General features: G+C 53.1%; 14 protein-coding genes. 5 read left to right on the forward strand and 9 right to left on the reverse strand.

Annotated features, from left to right (window positions below; genetic code table 11):
• The first annotated feature begins 497 nt into the window (after positions 1-497).
• Genes DUE52_RS17270 through DUE52_RS17280 form a run of 3 tightly spaced genes read left to right on the forward strand, consistent with a single transcriptional unit; the run spans position 498 to position 3,347 of the window.
• Entirely contained in the window at positions 498-1,598 is a 1,101-nt protein-coding gene (locus DUE52_RS17270; RefSeq protein ID WP_114407287.1) for a serine hydrolase domain-containing protein, read from the forward strand.
• Entirely contained in the window at positions 1,595-2,677 is a 1,083-nt protein-coding gene (locus tag DUE52_RS17275) for a sensor histidine kinase (protein WP_114407288.1), read from the forward strand. The genes DUE52_RS17270 and DUE52_RS17275 overlap by 4 nt, the downstream gene beginning before the upstream one ends.
• Positions 2,658-3,347, forward strand: a complete 690-nt coding sequence (locus DUE52_RS17280) for a LytR/AlgR family response regulator transcription factor (protein WP_114407289.1) — start codon at positions 2,658-2,660, stop codon at positions 3,345-3,347. Before DUE52_RS17275 ends, DUE52_RS17280 begins: the two co-directional genes overlap by 20 nt.
• Positions 3,348-3,380: 33 nt before the next feature.
• On the opposite strand, the gene DUE52_RS17285 is transcribed toward DUE52_RS17280, so the two are convergent.
• Positions 3,381-7,187, reverse strand: a complete 3,807-nt coding sequence (locus DUE52_RS17285) for a CotH kinase family protein (RefSeq protein WP_114407290.1) — start codon at positions 7,185-7,187, stop codon at positions 3,381-3,383.
• A gap of 441 nt (positions 7,188-7,628) precedes the next feature.
• Here DUE52_RS17285 and DUE52_RS17290 point away from each other — a divergent pair, with 441 nt between their 5' ends.
• Positions 7,629-10,430: a DUF1553 domain-containing protein gene (locus tag DUE52_RS17290; RefSeq protein WP_114407291.1), complete on the forward strand. Its 2,802-nt coding sequence runs from the start codon at positions 7,629-7,631 to the stop codon at positions 10,428-10,430.
• A gap of 85 nt (positions 10,431-10,515) precedes the next feature.
• Here DUE52_RS17290 and DUE52_RS17295 read toward each other — a convergent pair whose 3' ends face one another.
• The 4 genes from DUE52_RS17295 to DUE52_RS17310 all read right to left on the reverse strand — a co-directional run bounded on the left by DUE52_RS17295 (position 10,516) and on the right by DUE52_RS17310 (position 13,406).
• Positions 10,516-11,250 (reverse strand): LytR/AlgR family response regulator transcription factor, encoded by a 735-nt coding sequence (locus tag DUE52_RS17295; protein WP_114407292.1) that lies wholly within the window; start codon positions 11,248-11,250, stop codon positions 10,516-10,518.
• Between the two features lie 13 nt (positions 11,251-11,263).
• Positions 11,264-11,773: a copper resistance protein NlpE N-terminal domain-containing protein gene (locus DUE52_RS17300; protein WP_165840963.1), complete on the reverse strand. Its 510-nt coding sequence runs from the start codon at positions 11,771-11,773 to the stop codon at positions 11,264-11,266.
• Between the two features lie 11 nt (positions 11,774-11,784).
• Complete coding sequence (locus DUE52_RS17305) at positions 11,785-12,270, reverse strand: copper resistance protein NlpE N-terminal domain-containing protein (RefSeq protein ID WP_114407294.1); 486 nt, start codon at positions 12,268-12,270, stop codon at positions 11,785-11,787.
• Between the two features lie 62 nt (positions 12,271-12,332).
• On the reverse strand, positions 12,333-13,406 hold the full coding sequence (locus DUE52_RS17310) for a sensor histidine kinase (RefSeq protein WP_114407295.1): 1,074 nt from the start codon (positions 13,404-13,406) through the stop codon (positions 12,333-12,335).
• A gap of 226 nt (positions 13,407-13,632) precedes the next feature.
• Here DUE52_RS17310 and DUE52_RS17315 point away from each other — a divergent pair, with 226 nt between their 5' ends.
• A complete protein-coding gene (locus DUE52_RS17315) occupies positions 13,633-14,265 on the forward strand; it encodes a dioxygenase family protein (protein WP_114407296.1) in 633 nt (210 codons plus the stop codon).
• Here the strand turns inward: DUE52_RS17315 and DUE52_RS17320 are convergent, their stop codons facing one another.
• The 4 genes from DUE52_RS17320 to DUE52_RS17335 all read right to left on the reverse strand — a co-directional run bounded on the left by DUE52_RS17320 (position 14,266) and on the right by DUE52_RS17335 (position 20,623).
• The gene (locus tag DUE52_RS17320) at positions 14,266-16,068 is read right to left on the reverse strand and encodes an SGNH/GDSL hydrolase family protein (RefSeq protein ID WP_114407297.1); all 1,803 of its coding nucleotides are present in this window, start codon (positions 16,066-16,068) and stop codon (positions 14,266-14,268) included. It abuts the gene before it with no gap.
• Between the two features lie 107 nt (positions 16,069-16,175).
• Positions 16,176-17,762, reverse strand: coding sequence for a carbohydrate-binding domain-containing protein (locus DUE52_RS17325; protein WP_114407298.1), 1,587 nt, complete (start codon positions 17,760-17,762; stop codon positions 16,176-16,178).
• Positions 17,763-17,993: 231 nt separating this feature from the next.
• Complete coding sequence (locus tag DUE52_RS17330; protein ID WP_114407299.1) at positions 17,994-19,355, reverse strand: M28 family peptidase; 1,362 nt, start codon at positions 19,353-19,355, stop codon at positions 17,994-17,996.
• 98 nt (positions 19,356-19,453) lie between these two features.
• On the reverse strand, positions 19,454-20,623 hold the full coding sequence (locus tag DUE52_RS17335) for a DUF4932 domain-containing protein (protein ID WP_114407300.1): 1,170 nt from the start codon (positions 20,621-20,623) through the stop codon (positions 19,454-19,456).
• Positions 20,624-20,699 lie beyond the last annotated feature (76 nt).

Raw genomic sequence — 20,699 nt, forward strand, 5'->3', positions numbered from 1 at the left:
ACATAGGTAACGGTGTCAGGCACCTAAGGCACTGCTGTTTTTATCCATCCCCCACCGCTTAGCCGAGTGACTACCAAAGATAATTCGGTTAATGGTAATCAAAGAGGGTGTCGAACAAAGGTATGAAAGGCACGCGGGAGGAACCGGGTAGTCTTTTCGTTACAAACATCCGTCCGCTACGCGGCCAACCACCCCTCATTCGCGTTACAGTATCAGAAAAAACCATTCTAAAGATCGTTCTACGCCAACAGCCAAAGAGGGTGGAAAAAAATGCATCTTTCGTACACTACTGATGTAAAATGAGGAATGCTGAATGTAAAAGTGAAGAGCGCAAAGCTACTTTATCATTTAGCATTCCTCATTTTACATTTAAAATTCTATCCTTTTACTGAAACCGGTATTTTGCAGGCAAATTACCCCGGTTGGCAGAACTATTTTTGAGTCGGCGTGGAGTTCTTCCAATTTTGATGCAAGTTTAAAACCAGACTGTTCGCATCATGAAAAAGCTCCTCTTCCTCGTTTTCCTGCTTTCCCTCCACCCGATTTTTGGACAGCCCAAAGGCCCCATCAAAGACAAGGCCTACCGACAAGCCATCCAACGGGCTGAACACTTTGTCGATTCCCTGCGAAAACGGCAGGACATTCCGGGCCTCTCGGTGGCAGTTGGCACGGGCGACAAAATTCTGTGGGCGGAAGGCTTCGGCTTGGCCGATCTGGAAGCGCAATTGCCCGTAACGATCAATACGAAATTCCGCATGGGTTCGGTCTCGAAATCAATGACATCACTGGCGGTTGGAAAACTGGTAGAGGCTGGAAAGCTGGATCTCGACGCACCCGTTCAGCAGTATGTGCCGACTTTCCCGGCCAAAAAATACCCGTTTACCAGCCGACACCTGGCAACGCACACCGCCGGCATCCGGCATTACCGGAACAGCGATCCGCTGGCGTGTCCGAAACGGTATGCCACGGTGCAGGAAGGCCTGGTCATTTTCAGTCAGGACAGTTTGCTGTTCAAACCCGGTACGGCCTATAACTACTCGACCTACGGCTATTCGCTGCTGAGTGCGGTGATCGAAGGCGCGAGCCAGACGGATTATTTGTCGTACATGCAGACGGCGGTTTTCAACCCGCTGGCGATGACCAACACCGGTGCCGATTACAGCGACAGCATCGTGACCAACCGGGTGCGGTTTTACGAACACCGGAACAAGAAGCTGGTTCATGCTGCGGCTGTAGACAACAGTTACAAATGGGCTGGTGGCGGCCTTCTGTCAACGCCCGTCGATCTGGTGAAACTGGGCGCAGGACTGATCCGGAATACTTCACTTCGGAAAGAAACGGTGACCTTGCTCTTTGCCCCGCAACACCTGCTCGATGGCCAAAACACGCAGTACGGTTTGGGCTGGCGCAACGGCACCGACCGGCAGAACCGGAAGCTCATTCACCACGGCGGACTGATCGACGGAGGCCGGACGTTTCTGCTGCTGTATCCGGAAAACGATCTGATTGTGGCCATTACCGCGAATATGAGTGGTGTCAGCATCAATCTAGGCGAAGCGGAAGCCATTGCGGGGTATTTTTTCGCCACGAAGCGATGAGAAAGTCGACGGTTATTCTCCTGCACGCGGGCTATTGGCTCCTCTACGCGGTGGTGGTTTCGTTGCTTTTTGCACTATCCAACGAGACGCCCGAATTGGCTTTCAGGGATTGGGAGGACTGGCTGACCATCCTGGCTATTTCGCTGCTCACCGGATTGATCAGTTTCTACGCGTTTTATTCGTGGCTGGTTCCTCGTTATCTGACGACCCAGAAGATACAGAAATTCATCCGTTGGGGGCTGGTGGTTACGATTGCCATCACCGGGGGAATTATTGCATTGGTTGCCGTGGCTCTTTCGGTCCTGCTTTCGGTGGTCTTTGAAAATTTTTTCCTCATCAGGCTCTCCGTGAATGATCTGCAAATCCTGTTTATCATCCTCTCGTTAATTGCGCTGGTCAACGGCATTCTGGGCACCACCATCCGGGGTTTCATTACCTGGTATGCCGATATTCATGTGAAAGAAACGCTGGCAAACAAGACGTTGCGAACCGAACTGGCTTTACTGAAAGCGCAGATCAATCCCCATTTTCTGTTCAATACCCTGAACAACATCGACATCCTGATCGAACACGATGCGCCCAGGGCGTCGTTGTACCTCAACAAACTCTCTGATCTGCTGCGGTTTGTGTTGTATGAAACCCAGGCCGATTTGATTCCGTTGACGCAGGAACTGGACTACATCCGAAAGTACATCGACTTGCAGAAAATCCGAACTACCAATGAACGCTTTGTGAAACTGCAAATCGACGGCCCAACCGATGATGTGCTCATTGCGCCGATGCTTTTTGTGCCGTACCTTGAAAACGCGTTCAAGTATGCGACCAACAAGAAGGTCAGCGACGCGATCCGCATTCAGATTTCGATTGACGGAACGCAGATCCGGTTCCAGTGCGTCAACGTCGTCGACCCCGGCACAACCCGGTTAGATACGCCCGGCGGTTTGGGCAATGACCTGATCCGGCAGCGGTTAAGCCTGCTGTACCAGGATCGGTATACGTTGACGATTCAGACGACGGAAAATGAATACCGCGTGAACCTGTTGTTACCCGTAAAAGCGCATGAACTGTCTGCTCATTGAAGATGAACCCCTGGCGATGCTGCGGCTCAAAGCGTATGTGCAACGGGTACCGTTTCTGATGTTGAGCCATGCCGTCGACAACGGCATGGAAGCCATTCCGATCCTGCAACGGGAACCCATCGATCTGGTCTTTCTGGATATTGAAATGGACGGTTTTTCGGGACTTCAGTTGCTGGAAGCCCTCCCCAAACGCCCCGCCGTGATCCTGACCACGGCTTTCGATCACTACGCACTCAAAGCCTTTGACCTGCAAGTCGTTGATTATCTGTTAAAACCGTATCCATTCGACCGGTTTTTGCAGGCCGTAACCCGCGCACAGGCAGGCTTGAAAACCGCCCCAATCGAAAACCACCCGCCGTTTCTGTTTGTCAAAACCGAATACCGGCTCCAGAAAGTTGCTTTTGATGACATTCTGTATATTGAAGGCATGCGCGACTACCGGCGCATTCACCTGCGTACCGAAAAAATTATGACGCTGGAAACGTTCGGCGATCTGGAGCGACACCTGCCCCGACACCGGTTTTGCCGGGTGCATAAATCCTGGCTCGTTGCCCTCGACAAAATCGAATCCATCGAACGCGACCGCATCACCATTCAGCAGGCCCTCATTCCGGTTTCGGATACCTACCGGGAACGGTTTTATCAGGCAATTGGGCGGGCAGCGGGGTAAACCGGTTTTCGAATCCGGTTTACCCACTGCGACTTACCGGCGAATCAGAATCCGTTTGCTGCGAACCTTCGTCCCCTGCCGCAGCACCACGATATACGATCCTTTTGCACCCGAGAGATGCACTTTTTGCCGCTGAAAACCAGTGCCTTTCAGACTCTTGCTGTACCAAGACCGGCCCAGTTCATCGACCACCGACAACTCGCTTTCGGTGGTTGTTTCGGTATAAAAACGCACCTCGAACTCACCCTGAGCGGGGTTTGGCGTTACGAACAGCCCTTCCGCACCGGTACTTTCATCTTCTGCCGACACCACACTCAACCGCGCTGCGGGCGCACAACTCAGCGGTTTGGGCGATCCTTTCAGGGTATACGTGCTGTTCTTTACATTGGCAGTGATCTGAAAAGTCTGACCGGTTTTCACGACATCGGGCGTGGTGAATTGGTAAACGTGGGCGCCATTGCCTTTGCCAGCCGCCAACAGATCCTGCCGGAACATATCCGCTTTCGCGGTACCGATCGAGAGGCCGTTGGCAAAAAACTCGACGGTCAGCGGCTCGTTGGGTTTCCGGCGATCCCAGACCCACCCCCGAATCGTGCCGCACTCCACTTTATCCAGAAACCCTTCAAAATCGCCGGTTACGGGGGTAGCCGGTTGCTCAACGATCAGCGAAACCGTTGTTGCGGTCGTGTTCACGCCGTCGCTGGCCCCATAAGTCAGGCTCCAGGTTCCGGTGGCGGTGGGCGTTCCGCTCAGGGTTCGCGTATCGGCCGCAAAGCCCAGACCGCCGGGCAAACCCGTCAGCGTGTAGGTCAGCGAAGGGGAATCCGGGTCGGTAAAAACCGGCAGGGTGACCGAAAACGCAACGGAAACGGTCGCCAGCAGGGGATCCACGGAAACCGGCGGCAGAGGGGGCTGGTTGACTCTGGGGCAGGTCAGCGATTTAGGCGATTCCTTCAAGGTATACGTGCTATTCCTGACTTTGGCGCTGATCGAAACCGCCTGCCCGGTTTTGGCCTCGTTAGGTGTGGCAAATTGGTAGACGTGATAGCCATTCCCCTTGCCGGCCGTCAGTAAATCCTGCCGGAAAATATTAGCATCCGTCGTCCCAATCGGCTGCCCGTTGGCAAAAAACTCGACGGTCAGCGGCTCGTTGGGCCGGTTGCGATCCCAGACCCACCCCCGAATTGTGCCGCATTCCACCTTGTCCAGATACCCCTCAAAATTCCCGGTTACGGGAGACGACGATTGCGCTTCCACCACAAGGGAGACGGTCATGACCGTCGTGTTCGTGCCATCGCTGGCGGCATAGGTCAGGCTCCGGGTTCCGGTGGTAGTGGGCATTCCGCTCAGGGTTCGCGTATCGGCCAAAAAGCTCAGACCGGTGGGCAAACCCGTCAGGGTATAGGTCAGCACCGGCGAATCCGGATCGTAGAAGGTCGGCAAAATGGTGCTAAAGGGCGCATTGACCGTCGCAGACAGGGGCGCAACCACGGGAGCCGCCGGGGCCTGGGCCTCGGAAGAGAGGGGCACCTTTGCTTCGCAGATCAAGCGCTTCGGCGAATCCCTCAGCACATACGACGTTCCGTGGATCCGGACGCTGATTTGATGCGGTTTGTTGTCTTTTACGGTTTCAGGAACCGCAAAAATGTAGCTGTGGCTGCCGTTTCCTTTATTGGCGTCTTTCAAATCCTGCCGATAAATACCGGCAATCGTGGTTCCGATCACCTGCTGCCCGTCCAGAATGTCGACCGAAACCGGCGTGTTGGGTTCGGTCTTATCCCAGGCCCAGCCCCGGATAAAACCGCAGTCGATTTGTCCCAGATACCCTTCATAATTGCCCGGAAGCGCATTGGCCGCAAACACACTGACGGACGCTGAAGCTGAAGACGCGCTTTCACACCCGGCAGCCTGGCGGCACTTCGCGCTGTAGCCGGCCGTTTCGGTGGGTTTGATCACCACGACCGTACCGGTTTGTCCGGTATTCCACACGACGGTATGGTCACAGCCGCTGGCCGTCAGCACCACCGACTGGCCGCTGGTCACCTCCGTCAGACTGGCCTCGACGGATGGAGCCACCGGTGGACCCGGGCAACTGTTCGCTCCAATCTGGAGGAAGGCGGTATGCGTAAAACCGTTCCCGGTTACGATTTTCAGCCGGTAATAGGCCCGGGAAGCACTGTTCGCATGTGTGAACTGGTAGGGTTCATTCGGGCTGCTACCCGTTACCTGCCCAACATAGCTGAAACTGGTGCCGTTGGTGCTGTGTTCCACCTCGACTTTCTGAACACCTTCGGCCTGGTGAAAAGACCAGCTTAGTTTCTTGCTGTTTCCGACAGTTTCTCCTTGAAAATAAGCCAGTTGAACGCCGGTCATTTCTTCCGGGAAGAGGGCAAAATAGTCATCCAGAAAAGCCACCCGGTTTTCGATCCAGGTGTTCACCTTCGGAAAATCATCCGGTCTGACAGTTCCCGGCCACTTCATGCCTTCACGCGCATACGCGCCTTCGGAAGTCAACAGATTGAAATTACCCGAAATCGTTGTTTTCAGGGCTTGCAGCGACAGCGTCGTTTGTCGTAAAGCAAACCACCTTTTCCGCATTTTACTTTTAAAACCGTTGGGATCGAGGGCTAATAAGCGGTCGAAAAGACCATTGCTATTCATCCGCCGGGTCTCTTCGGATCGGGAGCCCGTGGGCGTATAACCGAAGGTACCATCCAGATCCCAGGGAATTAAAAAGTACGGTTCATTTTCTTTATAACGGGCAACAAACTGGTTATTCCCCCAGTGATCAGTGGCATAAATCAGGTTTAAGAAAATGAAATAATCGATCAGATTATCGACTTTAAATTTTTCAGAAAGCTTCGCCCGGAATTCATTCGCAGGCGACTTCACCGCGTAATTCAAGAGGTCATACAGGTTGTTCCAATAGGGATCCGGATAATCCATTTCAAAGAGATCCCACACCTCCGCATCTGGATTGGTCGGCGGGGCTGGCAGGGTATTAAATGCCGTTGCTTCCGATGCACCGGCGGTTTTATACAACTCTCCTTTTACCTCGCCGTTAGAACCCGTCTTTTTTAATTTAAGCTGTTTTCGATCCAGATCTTCGGCAAGCATATAAATACCGGCGTAGGAATCGTTGATAAAAACATCGCAGTAGTTGGTGCGAATGGCGGAATTGGCATCCGGTTCTTTGTCTATATAATAGAGCTTATGCAGGTTGAGCCAAAGGTTTTGCGATGCCGCATTGTGGAGTCGCAACGGCTCGTTATACATCGCCATCAAGAGCCATTTACTGTCTTCCCGCAGGTTTAACAGCGATTTTTCCAGATCATCATCGCCATTCGGGTCTTTCCAGAGATTGATATTATATTGCTTTTTCGGAAAAAGGCGCGACGCATTTCCTCTGATTCGAATGCCCATTGAAGCAGAAAACAGAGGATCGTTTCCGTTGGTCAGGGTAAAGTTCCCCTTGGTTCGGGCGTCGGTGTTACTAATTGCCTGTTTCCCGACTGTGCTCAGTTTAATAAGCGGTAAATTCGTAAAAAAAAGGGTATATTCGGCAGCCCCATTCTTTATTTTATACGCTTGACCGACCTCAAAAGAAGCCACCGTCTGGGTAAAAGTATAGTCTTTATCAAACCGAATAACCGGCAGCGATTGACCGGCAGGAAATGCCGGTGTCTTGTGACAAATAATCAGCTTCAGACCCGCATCGACCTGGTAACGTTCAGGGGAAATTATAACCGGTTGTGTCTGACCAAAGGAAACCGATATAACAAAAAACAGGAAAACAGCGATAGCCGAAAAAAGACGGGAGAGGACGGAAATGTGCTTCATGGTGTCGGTGGAAGTTACTATTAGGCTGAAATCAGTAACACAAATAACAGGAATTTTTATCAAATTTTATTCCAATTAATTCGCCTTATCAGCCTAATTTTAACCGCATTCTAACTTTTTGGATAGCAAGCGGTCAGCATCAATCGATACAGGAGCCGAGGTCTCCTATTTTTACGTTAAAATCTTCACAGACCGTTCTCCCCCAACGGGCTGGAACCCACCCAAAACCAGCGATAAAATCGCACACTTCAGGTTTATTGAACGAGAACTATGGAATTTTGTCCTTGCCTACCAGTTGTTTAAGTGCCAGCGTCACGTGATGTTTATAGCAAATCGAACCCCTCCGGGGTCAAAAATCCTATAGTTCGCGTTTTATTTAGTATTTTCAGACGGTTTTTGTCTTTTCTGAAAAAAGCACGAAGCCCAATACTTTCTCGATTTATGAAACCACTCTTCCGACTAAGTATTGCCCTGGTTGTCCTGCTCACCCTATCTTCCGTAGTGTGGCTTACCGTCCGGGAAGATCGCGTCGATTTCAACACGCAAATCAAACCGCTGCTCAACAAAAATTGCATTGCCTGCCACGGTGGCGTCAAGAAAGCATCGAATTTCAGCCTCCTCTTCGAACGCGAAGCCCTCGCAGCCGCCAAATCCGGCAAACATGCCATCGTTCCCGGAAATGCCAACGCCAGCGAGCTGATTCGACGGCTCACGCTCACCGACCCGGACGAACGCATGCCGCTGGAGGCTCCCCCACTGAAAAAGGAAGAAATTGAGTTGCTCCGCGACTGGATCGATCAGGGCGCCGAATGGGGCAACCACTGGGCGTATCAACCCGTTGAGAAACCGGAAGTACCCGAAATCGGAACGTTCTGGTCGAGGCTGGGACTGGTTGAAAACGACGAGGTAAAGTGGGCGAAAAACGAAATCGATCACTTTGTACTGAATAAGGTTTCGCAGGATAAAGAATTTGCTCCGGTGCTAAAACCGTCGCCCGAAGCCGACCGCGCCACGCTCATCCGCCGGGTGTCGCTCGATCTGACCGGTTTGCCGCCGACGGAACAGGAAGTGACTGACTTTCTGAAGGATACGTCACCAGATGCCTACGAAAAAATGGTGGATCGCACCCTGAGATCTCCGGCTTACGGCGAACGCTGGACCGGCATGTGGCTCGACCTGGCCCGCTATGCTGACACCAAAGGTTACGAGGCCGATCTGGCGCGGCCCATGTGGCGGTATCGCGACTGGCTCATCAAAGCTTTCAACCAAGACAAACCGTTCGACCAGTTTACCATCGAACAACTGGCGGGCGATTTGTTAACAGACCCCAACGGAAAAACCGATAATAACGAATCGTTAATTGATAATCCGTTGATTGCGACCGCCTTTCACCGCAACACGATGACCAACGACGAAGGCGGAACGCAGGATGAAGAGTTTCGCGTGGCTGCGGTTCTGGACCGGGTCAACACGACCTGGGACGTCTGGCAGGGCACTACCTTTGGCTGCGTGCAGTGCCACAGCCACCCCTACGATCCGTTTACGCACGAGGAGTATTACAAATACCTGGCGTTCTTCAACAACACCCGCGACGAGGACGTGCCCAGCGACACACCGACTTTGCGGTTTTACAAGGAAGCCGATTCCGTCAAAGTGCAGGAATTAAACGCCTGGGTCAGTCAACACGCAACGAATCCGCAGCAGGTGAAAACCGCCAATCGGTTCACGCGACTCACCGAACCCAAAGTCAATTCGCACAGTTTCGATCAGTACGTGAAGGCGTCGCTGATGGGTGCGATGTATACCGCCATTCAGGACGGCGGTTCGGCGCGGATCAAAAACATGGACCTGAACGGAAAAAACCGCCTGATTCTGGCGTGGGGTACCAAGGCCGAAAATGCCGTGATGACCATTCGTCAGGACAGCGTAAACGGGCCGGTTTTGACCCAACAGCCGGTTCCGAAAACCGGGAGTCCGTGGCGAGACACCACGCTGGTCTTCGCACTTCCCAAAGTGTCGGGGCGGCATCACCTGTTCCTGACGCTCAACAGTCCGAAAAACCCGAAAGAATGGGTGATGGTCAAGTGGGTTTCGGTGCAGCCCGCCTTGCCGGGTCAGCCGGAAACCGCCCTGGGCGAGATGGATCACAAACTGACCGAAATTCTGAATGCCAAAGCCGAACTGGTTCCGGTGATGCAAGAGGGCGTTGGCGATCAGGTGCGGGAAACCTTTGTTTTCGAGCGCGGGAACTGGCTGGTAAAGGGCAAGAAAGTGCGTGCCGACGTGCCGAAATCGCTGCCACCGATGCCGGCCGATTTGCCCCGAAACCGCCTGGGATTAGCCCGCTGGATGGTGAGTCGTCAGCACCCGCTGACGGCGCGGGTGGCCGTTAACCGATTCTGGGAGCAGTTGTTCGGAACCGGGATTGTCGAAACCGTTGAGGACATCGGCACGCAGGGCATTCCTCCCTCCCACCGCGAGTTGCTCGACTGGCTGGCCGTGGAGTTCATGGAAACCGATCACTGGAGCGTCAAAAAACTGCTCCGGCGCATCGTTCTTTCCGCCACGTATCGTCAACGTTCCAGCGTTTCGCCCGAAGCGTTGGCGCTGGACCCCTGGAACAAAATGCTGATGCGGGGACCCCGCGTTCGGCTGACGGCGGAGCAGGTGCGCGATCAGGCGCTGGCAACCACCGGGTTACTGAGCAAAAAGCAGTTTGGCCCCAGCGTCATGCCCATCCAGCCCGACGGCATCTGGCAATCGCCCTACAGCCCGGAAAGCTGGAAGCTGAGCCAGGGCGAAGACCGGTACCGCCGGGCCTTGTATACGTACTGGAAACGGACGGCACCGTATCCGTCGATGATTACCTTCGACAGTCCCAGTCGGGAATTTTGCCAGTTGCGCCGGTTGCGGACTAACACGCCCCTGCAGGCCCTGGTGACGCTCAACGACCCGGTGTATGTGGAAGCCGCCCAGCACCTGGCCGACTGGATGCGGTATCAGGGAAAAACACCGGAACAGCAGATTCAGGCCGGTTTTCAGCGCATCATGCTCCGACCGCTTTCCCCTGCCAAGCTGGCCGTGCTCACCCAGTTATACCGCACGACAAAAACGCATTACCAGCAACAGCCCGAAGAAGCCCGGAAGCTGCTGGCCTGCACCGACGGCACGCCCGAACTGGCGGCTTTGGCAGTTACGGCCAACACGATGCTGAATCTGGATGAGGTGGTGACGAAGGAGTGAGAATAGACGTGAGAGCAAAGACAAGAGAGTAGAGACCGGAAATTAGTGATGTTTCGATGGTTTCTATTCTCTTGTCTCCACTCTTTCATCTTTTTCGATTCAACAACACCTGCTCCACTTCGTCCTTGTAATTTCGCCCGACGGGAATCTGGTTTCCGTTCACCACCAGCCGGTTCCGCTCGATCCGGGAGATTTTCGATACGGCCACGATGAACGATTTGTGAACCCGCAGAAACCGGTTTTTCGGAAAAATGTCGTACATGAATTTGATGGAGCCTTTCAGGACTATTTTGCCGGTGTTGGTGTAAATAATGGCGTAATCTTTCAAGCCTTGAATGTGGGTCACTTCGTCAAAGTTCAGCTTGATCCGCTGCACCCCACTTTTCACAAAAACCGACCCCAGCGGGGCTTCTGCCGGGTTTTCTTCAATGTTGGCATTTTGGTCTTTCAGGGCCAAAAAGTCCCGGATCTTTTCCATGGCGAGCAAAAACCGGGGGTACGAAATGGGTTTCAGCAGAAAGTCGATAACACCCAGTTCGAAGCCTTCAAACGCATAATCGCGATAGGCCGTCGTAAAAACCGTGATGGGTGGGTGGGGCAAGGCCGCATCGGCGATCCGGTTCAGGAACGCGATGCCGTTCATTTCGGGCATTTCAATATCCAGAAACAGCACATCGGCTTCGTGGTTTTTACAGTACGCCAGCGCAGCCCGGGCCGTTTCGAAGGGGTGGATCGATCCAACGAAGGGCAACCGGCGAAGGTAATCTTCCAGAATGCCACGCGCCAGCGGCTCATCATCGATCACTACGCAGTTCAGCATAAGATATTGCCAATCAATTAACGATCCGGTTTAGGGTATAGCTCAAATACGAATCCCCAACCCTGAAATTTCGTTCCTGATCCAGCACGAACAACACATGGTCATCGCCTTTCAACAGATAAACAGACACCTCCGGTTTATCCGAATCCAGTTGGTACACAACCGCTTCCGGGTCGGTTTTCGTGCCGTGCACCAGCGCCCATTTTCCCTCCCGAGCCGCCGACCGGTCTAAGGTTCCGCGGAGTTTGTAGGTGGTTGGCTGGCCGGTTTTCGGGTCTTGAAACAAGGTGAGACTCCATTTTACTTTCGTACATTCCGGGCCGACGGTCACCTTCCAGTCTTTCGCAATTTCGGCGCAGGGAAACCGCCCGTCAAACCGTCCGTATACCGCCGGTCCGCTGTCCACCGGGTTACGAACACTCGCTTTGGTCGGAACGTTGGTGGCCCGAGTTTCCTGAGCAATGACGCGGTTTGGCTGGCCTGCAAATCCAAGCAGAAACAACAATAACACTTTAACTTTCATACCTACAACGATCATTTTCTGTTTAGTGTATAGCTCCAGCCCGCGTGTCCGATCATCAGATTCCCTTCCTGATCCAGCAAGTGAAGCAGCCTGTCATCCAGCTTTACCAGAGAAATGGGGGCATCGGGTGCCGTTGGCGTCAACCGGTACAGGTCCCGGTTTTTGCGATCCTTTACCAGGCTCCATTGGCCCTCTTTCACGCCCCGTGTTCCGTCATTCATCAGGGTCTGTGTCGAGGGCTTCGAAATGCCATATGCGTAGCTGAGTTTGTAAAACGTGGGTGCCTGATTGCGCGGATCCCGCTGGAGCGCCAGGTTCCATTGGATCATTTCACAGTCGGCCGTGGCCGGAATCGACAACCACATTCGGGGAATGCCGTCGCAGGGGGTGGTGGCGAAATAAACCGCCGGTTCCGGTGAAGTCGCCTGCATAAACCCGGCTGCCAGAACGATCAGAATGCTCTTTTTTAGCAGTTTCAAATGAAGCCGTGTTTTCATGGTTTTCAAGTTTTAATAGATTACACCTGTAAGGTCTTGAAGACCTTGCAGGTGTGGCCAGCTCAATTTATCGCAGAAAATACAATACGCAGTGACGCCTTGTAGCTCTCCGGTCGGTCTTCAGTCTGAAACGTATACCGACCGGGGTACAGCAGTTCCAGTCGTTTGCGAAGGTTGTCCAGACCAATACCGCCTTTTTCGGCTTTGGGACTGGCCGCCGGTTTGCTGTTCTCCACCGTAAATTGCACTTCGGACGGGTTGACGTACAGCGTGCTGTGTAACCGGGCGTTTGCAGCCTGTTTGCCCACACCGTGTTTGATGGCATTCTCGACCAGGGGCAATAGCAACAGCGGGGCGATTTCCTGGCCGTTGGTGTTGCCGTCGATTTTCAGGCTGATGTCCGAATACTCGCGGTACCGGATGCGCTCCAGGTCGATGTAATTCTGCAAATAGCTGATTTCCTTTTCCAGCGGCACGTAGGCATTATCGCTGTCATAAAGCATATATTCCATCATTTCAGACAATTTCAGCACCATTTCCGGGGCCAGCTCGGATTTCTTGAGCGTCAGGGCGTACAGATTATTCAGGATATTGAACAGAAAATGCGGGTTCACCTGCGACCGCAGAAAGTTGACTTCGGCCTGTAGTTTCTCGACCACGATCCGCTGCAACATCCGCTGCTGTTCATACCAGTCGATGCTCAGTTTCAGGGCCACCATGAGACCCAGATACCAGAGCGTACTGAAAAAATTGTAGGACAGCGTTTCCACCCAATTGCTGTTGTGCATCGGCCCGAGCACGTAGCCGTAGAGGTAATAGTCGAAAAGCCCTTGAAAAATCAGGTAGCCAAGGATGGAGAGCAGCACCATCGAAAAATACCGGGCATAGCGTTTTTTCAGCAAATAGCGGGGCAGGAAATAGTGCAGGTTCAGATACGCAATGCCAATTAGCAGACCGATGCGGACGACGACGCAAAGGGCAAAATACGACAGACTGGCTTTGTAGATCAGGTACCTTTTTTCGTAGAGAAAAAAACCGGTAATCAGGATCCAGTACCCCGCATGAACCAGCGCATATTTAACCGGAACCGTTCGGTTGGAAAGGGGTAGTTTGATGGATCGGTCCAGAAAGTCCATGCTGAAAACGGGTCTTGACGGGAAACCGCCGGGTGGTAGTCGACTGTAAATGAATACAAAAGGCAAGTGGTTTAAAAATTATATCGACCAACGACCCAAAAAGTAGAGGAAAGGATTTGGCCCTGCGGTTTGTCTACTTTCCCGGTCGTTGCTCTACTATTTTTTAGAATGACGGATTGATCAGGTTGTTTTGTGTCACAATCAGTCACCATTCCGCCAAACGACCATGAAAAAACTGCATTTCCCGCTATTCATCATCCTTTTCAGTGTTCTGAACGCGTTCAGCCAAACGGCCAAAGTGGGCGGTCCCTGCGAAGGCTGCGAAGCGATTTACGAAAATCCGGTACCGTTCGACCAACTCGACAGTGTTGTCAAACTCCCCGACGCGACCTGGGAGGGCAAAAAACCGCTGGGAATCAACGGAACGGTGTACAAAGCCGATGGCAAAACCCCGGCTCCGGGCGTCATTCTGTATATTTACCACACCGACGAAACCGGACATTATCCCAGGAAAGGAGATGAAAAAGGCTGGGCCAAACGACACGGTTCCATCCGAGGCTGGATACGCACCGACGAAAAAGGGGCCTACAAGTTTGTCACCCTCCGCCCGGCCCCCTACCCCAGTGCCAGCGATCCGGCGCACATCCATATTTTTCTGAAAGAACCGGGCCTGACCGAGTATTACATCGACGAATTTCTGTTTTCCGATGATCCGCTTCTGACCGCCGACAAACGCCAGAAGCTGGAAAACCGGGGTGGCAGCGGCATTCTGGTGCTCAAGGATGTCGGCAACATGTACAAGGCCGAACGGAACATCTACCTCGGCAAAAACATTCCGAACTATCCGGTGATGCCTTAATCACCGACTGGCTTTTTTCGATTTCAAAACGGGTTCCGGGGCTTTCAGCAAAGGCTGGAGTTTGGCCGCGAATTGCCGGTAGCCTTCCGCGTTGGGATGCAACCCGTCACTAAAAAGTGCCTCGTCGATTTTGCCATCCGGTTTCAGGAACACCAAACCGGGCTGGGCAAAGTGAATGTTGGCTTCCCCGGCCATTTGTGCCAGTTCTTCGTTAAGAACCGTGAGTCGTTTTTCTTCATTCCGGCGCGGCAGAATCCCGATCAGCAGAATATCGGCCGTGGGTTGCCGTACTTTGATGGCCTGCACCAGAAACTTCAGACCGGCGGTGATCTCCGCATCCGAATTGTGTTGCAGGTTATTCGTTCCGATCATCAGCACCACCTGAGCAGCCGAATAACCATCCAGTTCGCCGTGATATACCCGCCACAGCACATTTTCGATGCGATCCCAGCCGTAGCCCATGTTCTGAACCCCCAGCGGTTCCAACCCGGTTTTCCAGGAATCGGCACCAGCCGCGCGGGGCGCAATGGATTCGCCACCCCAGTAGTGCGTGATGGAGTTTCCCAGATAAACGATTCGGGGCGGGTGGGTTTTCAGCCGGGCCAGAATTTCGTGGTGGCGGGTCTGCCAGTCATAAATCCGGGAATCGCGGGACTGGGTGCGCGGTTTTGTGGTCGAAACCGTTCCGGACGGTTCGTTGAGAATACGGCGCAGACTCCGCTCGTAGGCTTCGGCGTATTGCTGCATGCCCAGATCGGACGGGTGTGTACCGTCCACCATCGCGTCCGAATCCAGGTTGATTTGTGATTTGGGCAACAGATACAATTGATCGATGCCCTCCCCTTTCAACTGCGTGAAAGCCTTGCGCATCACCTCATTGACGTCCGTGTAATATTTCCGACGGAGCGGACTAACGCCCCCGTCGGTGTAGCCCGCGTGTTCGACCAGCAAAATGGGCGTCGTCGGCTGTTTGCTCCGCAGGTTTCTAACGGCGTCCACAATGAGGGTATAAACGTCGGTGTTGGACACCAGGTTGGGCAGGCAATCCAGGACGTAGATTTTGGCTTCGATCTGCGCCACCCGGTCCACCACTTCTTTTTCCAGCCGACCGTTGCCGGAAAAGGCCAGATTGATCAGGGGCCGGTCCATTTTACGCCCCAGAATGGACGTCCAGGCCATACCGGCCCGCGAGGCACAACCGCCCTGCGCAATGGAAGTTCCGTAGACCACGATGGGTTTATCGACCCGCACGGGCAGGGGCGTGAGCGTGACACCTTTCGGAACACCGATTTCGAGCCACTGAACGGAATTGTAAAGCGGCAGATACAGGCGGTATTCGCGGCCTTTCTGGTGGTAGGCATCATTCGGCTCCAGGTTGGCAAACTGGTACTGGATCGTGTCGCCGAATGCATATTTTCCGTTGCACCACAGCCAGTCGCCGTCGCTGTTGCCAGCATACAGATCGACGCCACTAACGCCCGTTGCAGGCATATGGGGCATGCTCTGTTTTCCCTTGACAACGTAGCGGACCGTGATCCGGTCGGTGCTGGCCCGGAAACGAATCATCAGCCCGGCGGCATTGCGCGACAAATCCCAGACGGCTTTCCGAACACTTTTTCCGGCTTCAGCGGGTAACCGGTCGTAGGGACTCAGGATGTCTTTTCCCCGCCAGGCCTGTCCTTCGATCACCGGAAAGTCGGATTGGGCGGGGTTCCACCAGACGAAGTCGGCCGACGTTTGGGCCAAAACCGCAACGCCATGCAGGGAAACGAACAAGCAAACGAAAAGAAGCCATTTTTTCATAAAGGGTCAGGGTGTGCGCGAGGGCAACGGAAGGGTGAAATCTTCCAAAAATACGCAGGAAGTTGACAAAATAAACACCCCGACCCCATTTATGACATTGCTACCGACTACGGCCCGACGCTTCCACCAACCCTTGTCACCATACTGCTCGTGGTAAAGGTGGTAGATTGCGTTCCCAGGGTGTAAGTTCCGCTCGTATATAACCCGTTTACGTTGGTTCCACCGGCTACGCTCCCGCCCGAATATACCTTGTACGACTGGCCGGTTTTCAGTTTCGGACTCGAAAACAGCATGGTCGTGTACGTTTTCGGAATCAGGAAGGTCAGCACTTCGGCGCCCTCGCCCGACTGAATGTGCATCAACTGGTTGGCGGTTCCTCCGCCGAGCAAGACCGAGGGCTGGGTGCTGACACTCGCCGTTGGCGTACTCGTTGCACCGGCCACACCGACCGCAATTCCGCCGGTTATTTTGAACGTACTGCGGTCACAGTCGAAGCTGCCTTCCGGCGAAGAGGCTCCCACGGAGACGGTTTTTCCTCCGGTAATCGTGATCGGGCCGTTCGAGTCAATGCCGTCATTCGAGCTGCTGTAGGCATACACCGTGCCGCCGTTGATGTAGATGAACGTGCCGGCATTGATGGCATCGTCCTTCGTTTTGGCAATGATGTTCCCGTTATTGATCGTCAGAACACTCTTGCTCTCAATTCCCTCTCCGGCCGATGAGTTGATCGTAATGGTTCCGCCGTTGATGGTTAGATACGGATCGATTGTCGTGTCGGTGTCGTAGGAAGCCGCGATGCCTTTATCCACCACATTGATCGTGAACGTGCCGCCGTTGATAACAATGTATCCTTCTTCACACTGAATTCCGTCGCCCAGCGTGGTCATGGTAACCGTGCCGCCGTCGGCAATAAACGCGTCATTGGTATGAATTCCGTCGGAGGCAGCACTGGTGATGGTAATGGTTCCGCTAATCAGCCGGATGTAATCATCGCTGGCAATGGCGTGTTTGTAATTCCCTTTCAGGCTCAAACTTCCATTGCCGCTGAAGATCATCTGCCCTTCGCTGAACACCGTCGCTTTCATGTCTTCTGTACCGCTGGCGGTATACGTCGCGCCGTCGGCCAGGGTGTTGGTGGTATTGTCGGTCAGGACAATGAAGGCTCTTTTCTCGGATTGAATGTTGATGGCGGGGCCGTCGGCATTCGTGATGTTAACGCCGTTCAGCGTCAGTTTGAATTTCTTATCGGAGTAAATTTTGACAGAACCGTTCGTCGTCGTTCCGGCCAGCACAAAATCGACGCCCGTTGCGGTGGAGGTGATGACCACATCGCCATTGGTCTCTGCAACCGATACGCCATTGCCCGCCAGGGGATTGGTAATGTTGACCGTCGTGCCAAACGTGATGCTAACGGTGGACGAAAACGTCGAGTTCGCCAGCAAATCATCGGCGTTGACCGCCTTGTCGGTATTTCCTTCCGGCGTTGCGGAGGAGGTGGTTGTGCTGTCGATGGCAACGGAGCTGCCGGTGGTGGTTCCGGTTCCGGTAGTGCCCGTTCCGGTGGGCGTCAGGTCTTCGCTTTCTTTGGAGCAGGCCAGCAGCAGGGCCATCAACAGAAGTTTGGAACCCAGGCCGACGATGCGTTTTACAGTGGATTTCTCTACAATTCCTTTTAAAATGGGTTGGTGTCTCATTCGTGTGATTGTGTATAGGAAGACTCACTACCAACCGATACGCGGATCGCTTCCCAAACGTTGCTACAACGAATGCTTTTGAGGTAAATAGGCCGAATGTGTCGGTTTTATCGACACAAGTTGTTTCGTGGAGTTGAGCGGAGAAGAAAGGAGTTAAGCGGAGGTTAAATTTATTTTCTCTCCGCTTAACTCCTTTCTTCTCCGCTCAACTCCGCGAAACAACGCTCAAACTCACAATCCGTAGTGATCCAGCAAGTACACCAACGCCGTCATCGAAGCCGCCCCCAGTTCCAGTTCCCGCTTGTTGATCGCTTCAAAATTGTCGATGCCCGTGTGGTGAAAATCGAAATACCGCTGGGAATCCGGCTTGAAACCAAACAAAACCGTACCCAGTTGCGCCAATGGGCCAATGTCCGCTCCTCCCGAACCCGCACCGATTTCGTGCAGTCCGTACGGAGCCAGCAGCGGTTTCCACGGCATCACTTTGGCCCGTTGTTGAGCCGTTCCGACGATGCCGAAGCCCCGGGGTGTAAAACCGCCGTTGTCGGACTCGACGGCTGCAATGTGTTTCTCGTTGTTCTTTTTGGCGTAATCCGCGTAGCCGACTCCACCCCGCAACCCGTTTTCCTCGTTCATGAACATCACCGCCCGAAGTGTCCGTTTGGGTTTGATTCCCAAAGCCTTGAAGGTTCGCAACACGTCGATGGACTGCACGCAGCCGGAGCCGTCGTCGTGTGCGCCCTGGGCCAGATCCCAGGAATCCAGGTGGCCGCCCACGACGATGATTTCATCCGGTTTTTCCGAGCCTTTGATCTCGCCCACGACGTTGTAGGATTTGGCGTCGGGCAGGGTTTCGCAATTCTGCTTGAAATAAAACGTCAGGTTTGCATTCTCTTTCAGCGACTTACTGAGCAACTCGGCTCCGTTGGTGCTGATGGCCGCCGTCGGAATCAGCGGCACCCCCGTCGCATAACGCATCCCGCCGGTATGCGGATTATCGTCCAGCACGGTGGTCATCGAGCGAACAATAGCGCCCACTGCGCCGAGCTTTCCGGCTTCGTTAGCACCGTTTGCCCGTTGTTCAACCGCCCCGGCATAGGCTTCGAAGGTATTCAGTTTGGTCGGGTCCATAGGGCGGTTGTAAAACACGATCTTGCCTTTTACCTTTTCCGGTCCCAAATCCCGCAATTCCTGAAAGCTCTTCACTTCAATCACCTGGGCCTCAACACCTTTCGGAGCCGTGGCTACCGAACCGCCCAGGGCCGCGACCGGGACGGTTATTTTTTGTTTTCCGTTCCGGATATACGCCACTTCTTTGGCCCCGCGAACCCAGTGCGGCACCATCACTTCCTGCAAAAACACCCGGTCGAACCCCTCTTTTTCCATCAATTGCTTCGACCACTCGACGGCTTTCTGCGCTCCTTCCGAACCGCTCAGGCGCGGACCAACTTTTTGGGTCAACTCACGCAACCATTCGTACGACGGGCTGTTGGTCAGTATCTCGTTGTAGATTTTACGAATGGTGACGGAGTCAGTCGACTGCGCGTGAACACCGGTTGTGAAAAGGCAGAAAGCAAGGAGTAGTTTTTTCATCTGGGGTTGGGGTATCTCCTAAAAAAAGAAAACCGGGCCTGATTTCCAAAGCCGGGTTAAAACTTATGCAATTAATCCAATTGATTGCCAGTGGATTGCTATTCGGTTGACTTTTTAGGAACGGTTTTCAGTAACTTCCTCATCGCGGTTTCTACCACCTGCTGGTAAGAATGCGTTCGGGTTTTGTTGTACGTTTCCAACTCCTCCACGATCGCAGGCAGGTAAATAAATTTTCGATCTTCTATATAATGGGCTTTCAACCGTTGCGCATCGGCATGATTGCCAAGGTTTTGAGCGATTATGATCTCTCCGGCCCGTACAAAGTGTTCGTATAAACAGGCCTTCCAACGGGTGTAGCCCTGATTGGACATGTCACTCTTAATGGGTGCGAAAAGCGTTTCAGTTTCAGTAATAAGTTCCTGGGGGAGCTGGTCGATAGCGGGGTTGACAAAGGAATGACCAAACTCATGGGTACTGAGTTCCAACAGGTGTTTTCTGTCGTCAAAACCCATATCTAAATTGGATTCATTGCTAAAATTTTGAAGTCCGAAAGGACCAAAAACATGAAAAATTGGGGTTTTATCCTGTAAAGTATAGCTGACTCCAAATCCCATACCCGTAGGAATGGTAAGGCTCGGTACTAAGGTATACCGATCAAAACGTTGCCCATAGAAATCTTCCAGTGCGGGAATGAACCGTTTATCCGGCAGGCCTTTTTCCACCTGAGCCAAAGCGTTTGCATACTTGCTTTGACTCTTCCGGAAGTAGGTATCAAAATCTACTTCCCGATAGAGTTGGTTCATCGCTTCAATAAAAAGAGCAACGTTCTTTCTGGCTTCTTCCGGGTCTCTTTTTGCGGAAAACCGGAGATAAGCACTTTCTCTTATCTCGTCTTTCAGTTTGGCATTGGGAAAATCATCCAGTTGGAGTAACAGATGAATCAAATAATCCAGCCAAATGTTCTCGGCAAAAGCAACCACAACAGCCAGGTGTTTGCTGTTCTCGTAGATTTTGTATTGTCGGTATAGACTAAGCCCGTAGCCATACCAGTCCCTTTTTCGGATCGCGCGTCCTTGCAAGTAGGTATCGTTATTTTCCAACTGACGGCCTTCATAGCCCAGGAAGTACGCAAAACCCAACAGCTCTACATTCCGCTGGGTTTGTATTTGAATGGCGGGAACGGTGCGGTCAGGGAAACCGTTGGACTGCTGACCGAAAATAAAGGGCGACCAGGAGAAGGCCGCAAGAAAAAACACGAGCTTTTGCATGATTGAAGCGTGAACCGTTGATAGAAACACAAATCAACTCAGTCCAGCGTCGTCATGCGCTCGGAAACGGTTTTCC

Source organism: Larkinella punicea (assembly GCF_003334855.1).
Classification (GTDB): domain Bacteria; phylum Bacteroidota; class Bacteroidia; order Cytophagales; family Spirosomataceae; genus Larkinella; species Larkinella punicea.

What these genes read in the sequence shown, in the direction of transcription:
- DUE52_RS17270 (WP_114407287.1), top strand. Translation starts at nt 498, where the DNA reads ATGAAAAAGCTCCTCTTCCTCGTTTTCCTGCTTTCCCTCCACCCGATT.
- DUE52_RS17275 (WP_114407288.1), top strand. Translation starts at nt 1,595, where the DNA reads ATGAGAAAGTCGACGGTTATTCTCCTGCACGCGGGCTATTGGCTCCTC.
- DUE52_RS17280 (WP_114407289.1), top strand. Translation starts at nt 2,658, where the DNA reads ATGAACTGTCTGCTCATTGAAGATGAACCCCTGGCGATGCTGCGGCTC.
- DUE52_RS17285 (WP_114407290.1), bottom strand. Translation starts at nt 7,187, where the DNA reads ATGAAGCACATTTCCGTCCTCTCCCGTCTTTTTTCGGCTATCGCTGTT.
- DUE52_RS17290 (WP_114407291.1), top strand. Translation starts at nt 7,629, where the DNA reads ATGAAACCACTCTTCCGACTAAGTATTGCCCTGGTTGTCCTGCTCACC.
- DUE52_RS17295 (WP_114407292.1), bottom strand. Translation starts at nt 11,250, where the DNA reads ATGCTGAACTGCGTAGTGATCGATGATGAGCCGCTGGCGCGTGGCATT.
- DUE52_RS17300 (WP_165840963.1), bottom strand. Translation starts at nt 11,773, where the DNA reads ATGAAAGTTAAAGTGTTATTGTTGTTTCTGCTTGGATTTGCAGGCCAG.
- DUE52_RS17305 (WP_114407294.1), bottom strand. Translation starts at nt 12,270, where the DNA reads ATGAAAACACGGCTTCATTTGAAACTGCTAAAAAAGAGCATTCTGATC.
- DUE52_RS17310 (WP_114407295.1), bottom strand. Translation starts at nt 13,406, where the DNA reads ATGGACTTTCTGGACCGATCCATCAAACTACCCCTTTCCAACCGAACG.
- DUE52_RS17315 (WP_114407296.1), top strand. Translation starts at nt 13,633, where the DNA reads ATGAAAAAACTGCATTTCCCGCTATTCATCATCCTTTTCAGTGTTCTG.
- DUE52_RS17320 (WP_114407297.1), bottom strand. Translation starts at nt 16,068, where the DNA reads ATGAAAAAATGGCTTCTTTTCGTTTGCTTGTTCGTTTCCCTGCATGGC.
- DUE52_RS17325 (WP_114407298.1), bottom strand. Translation starts at nt 17,762, where the DNA reads ATGAGACACCAACCCATTTTAAAAGGAATTGTAGAGAAATCCACTGTA.
- DUE52_RS17330 (WP_114407299.1), bottom strand. Translation starts at nt 19,355, where the DNA reads ATGAAAAAACTACTCCTTGCTTTCTGCCTTTTCACAACCGGTGTTCAC.
- DUE52_RS17335 (WP_114407300.1), bottom strand. Translation starts at nt 20,623, where the DNA reads ATGCAAAAGCTCGTGTTTTTTCTTGCGGCCTTCTCCTGGTCGCCCTTT.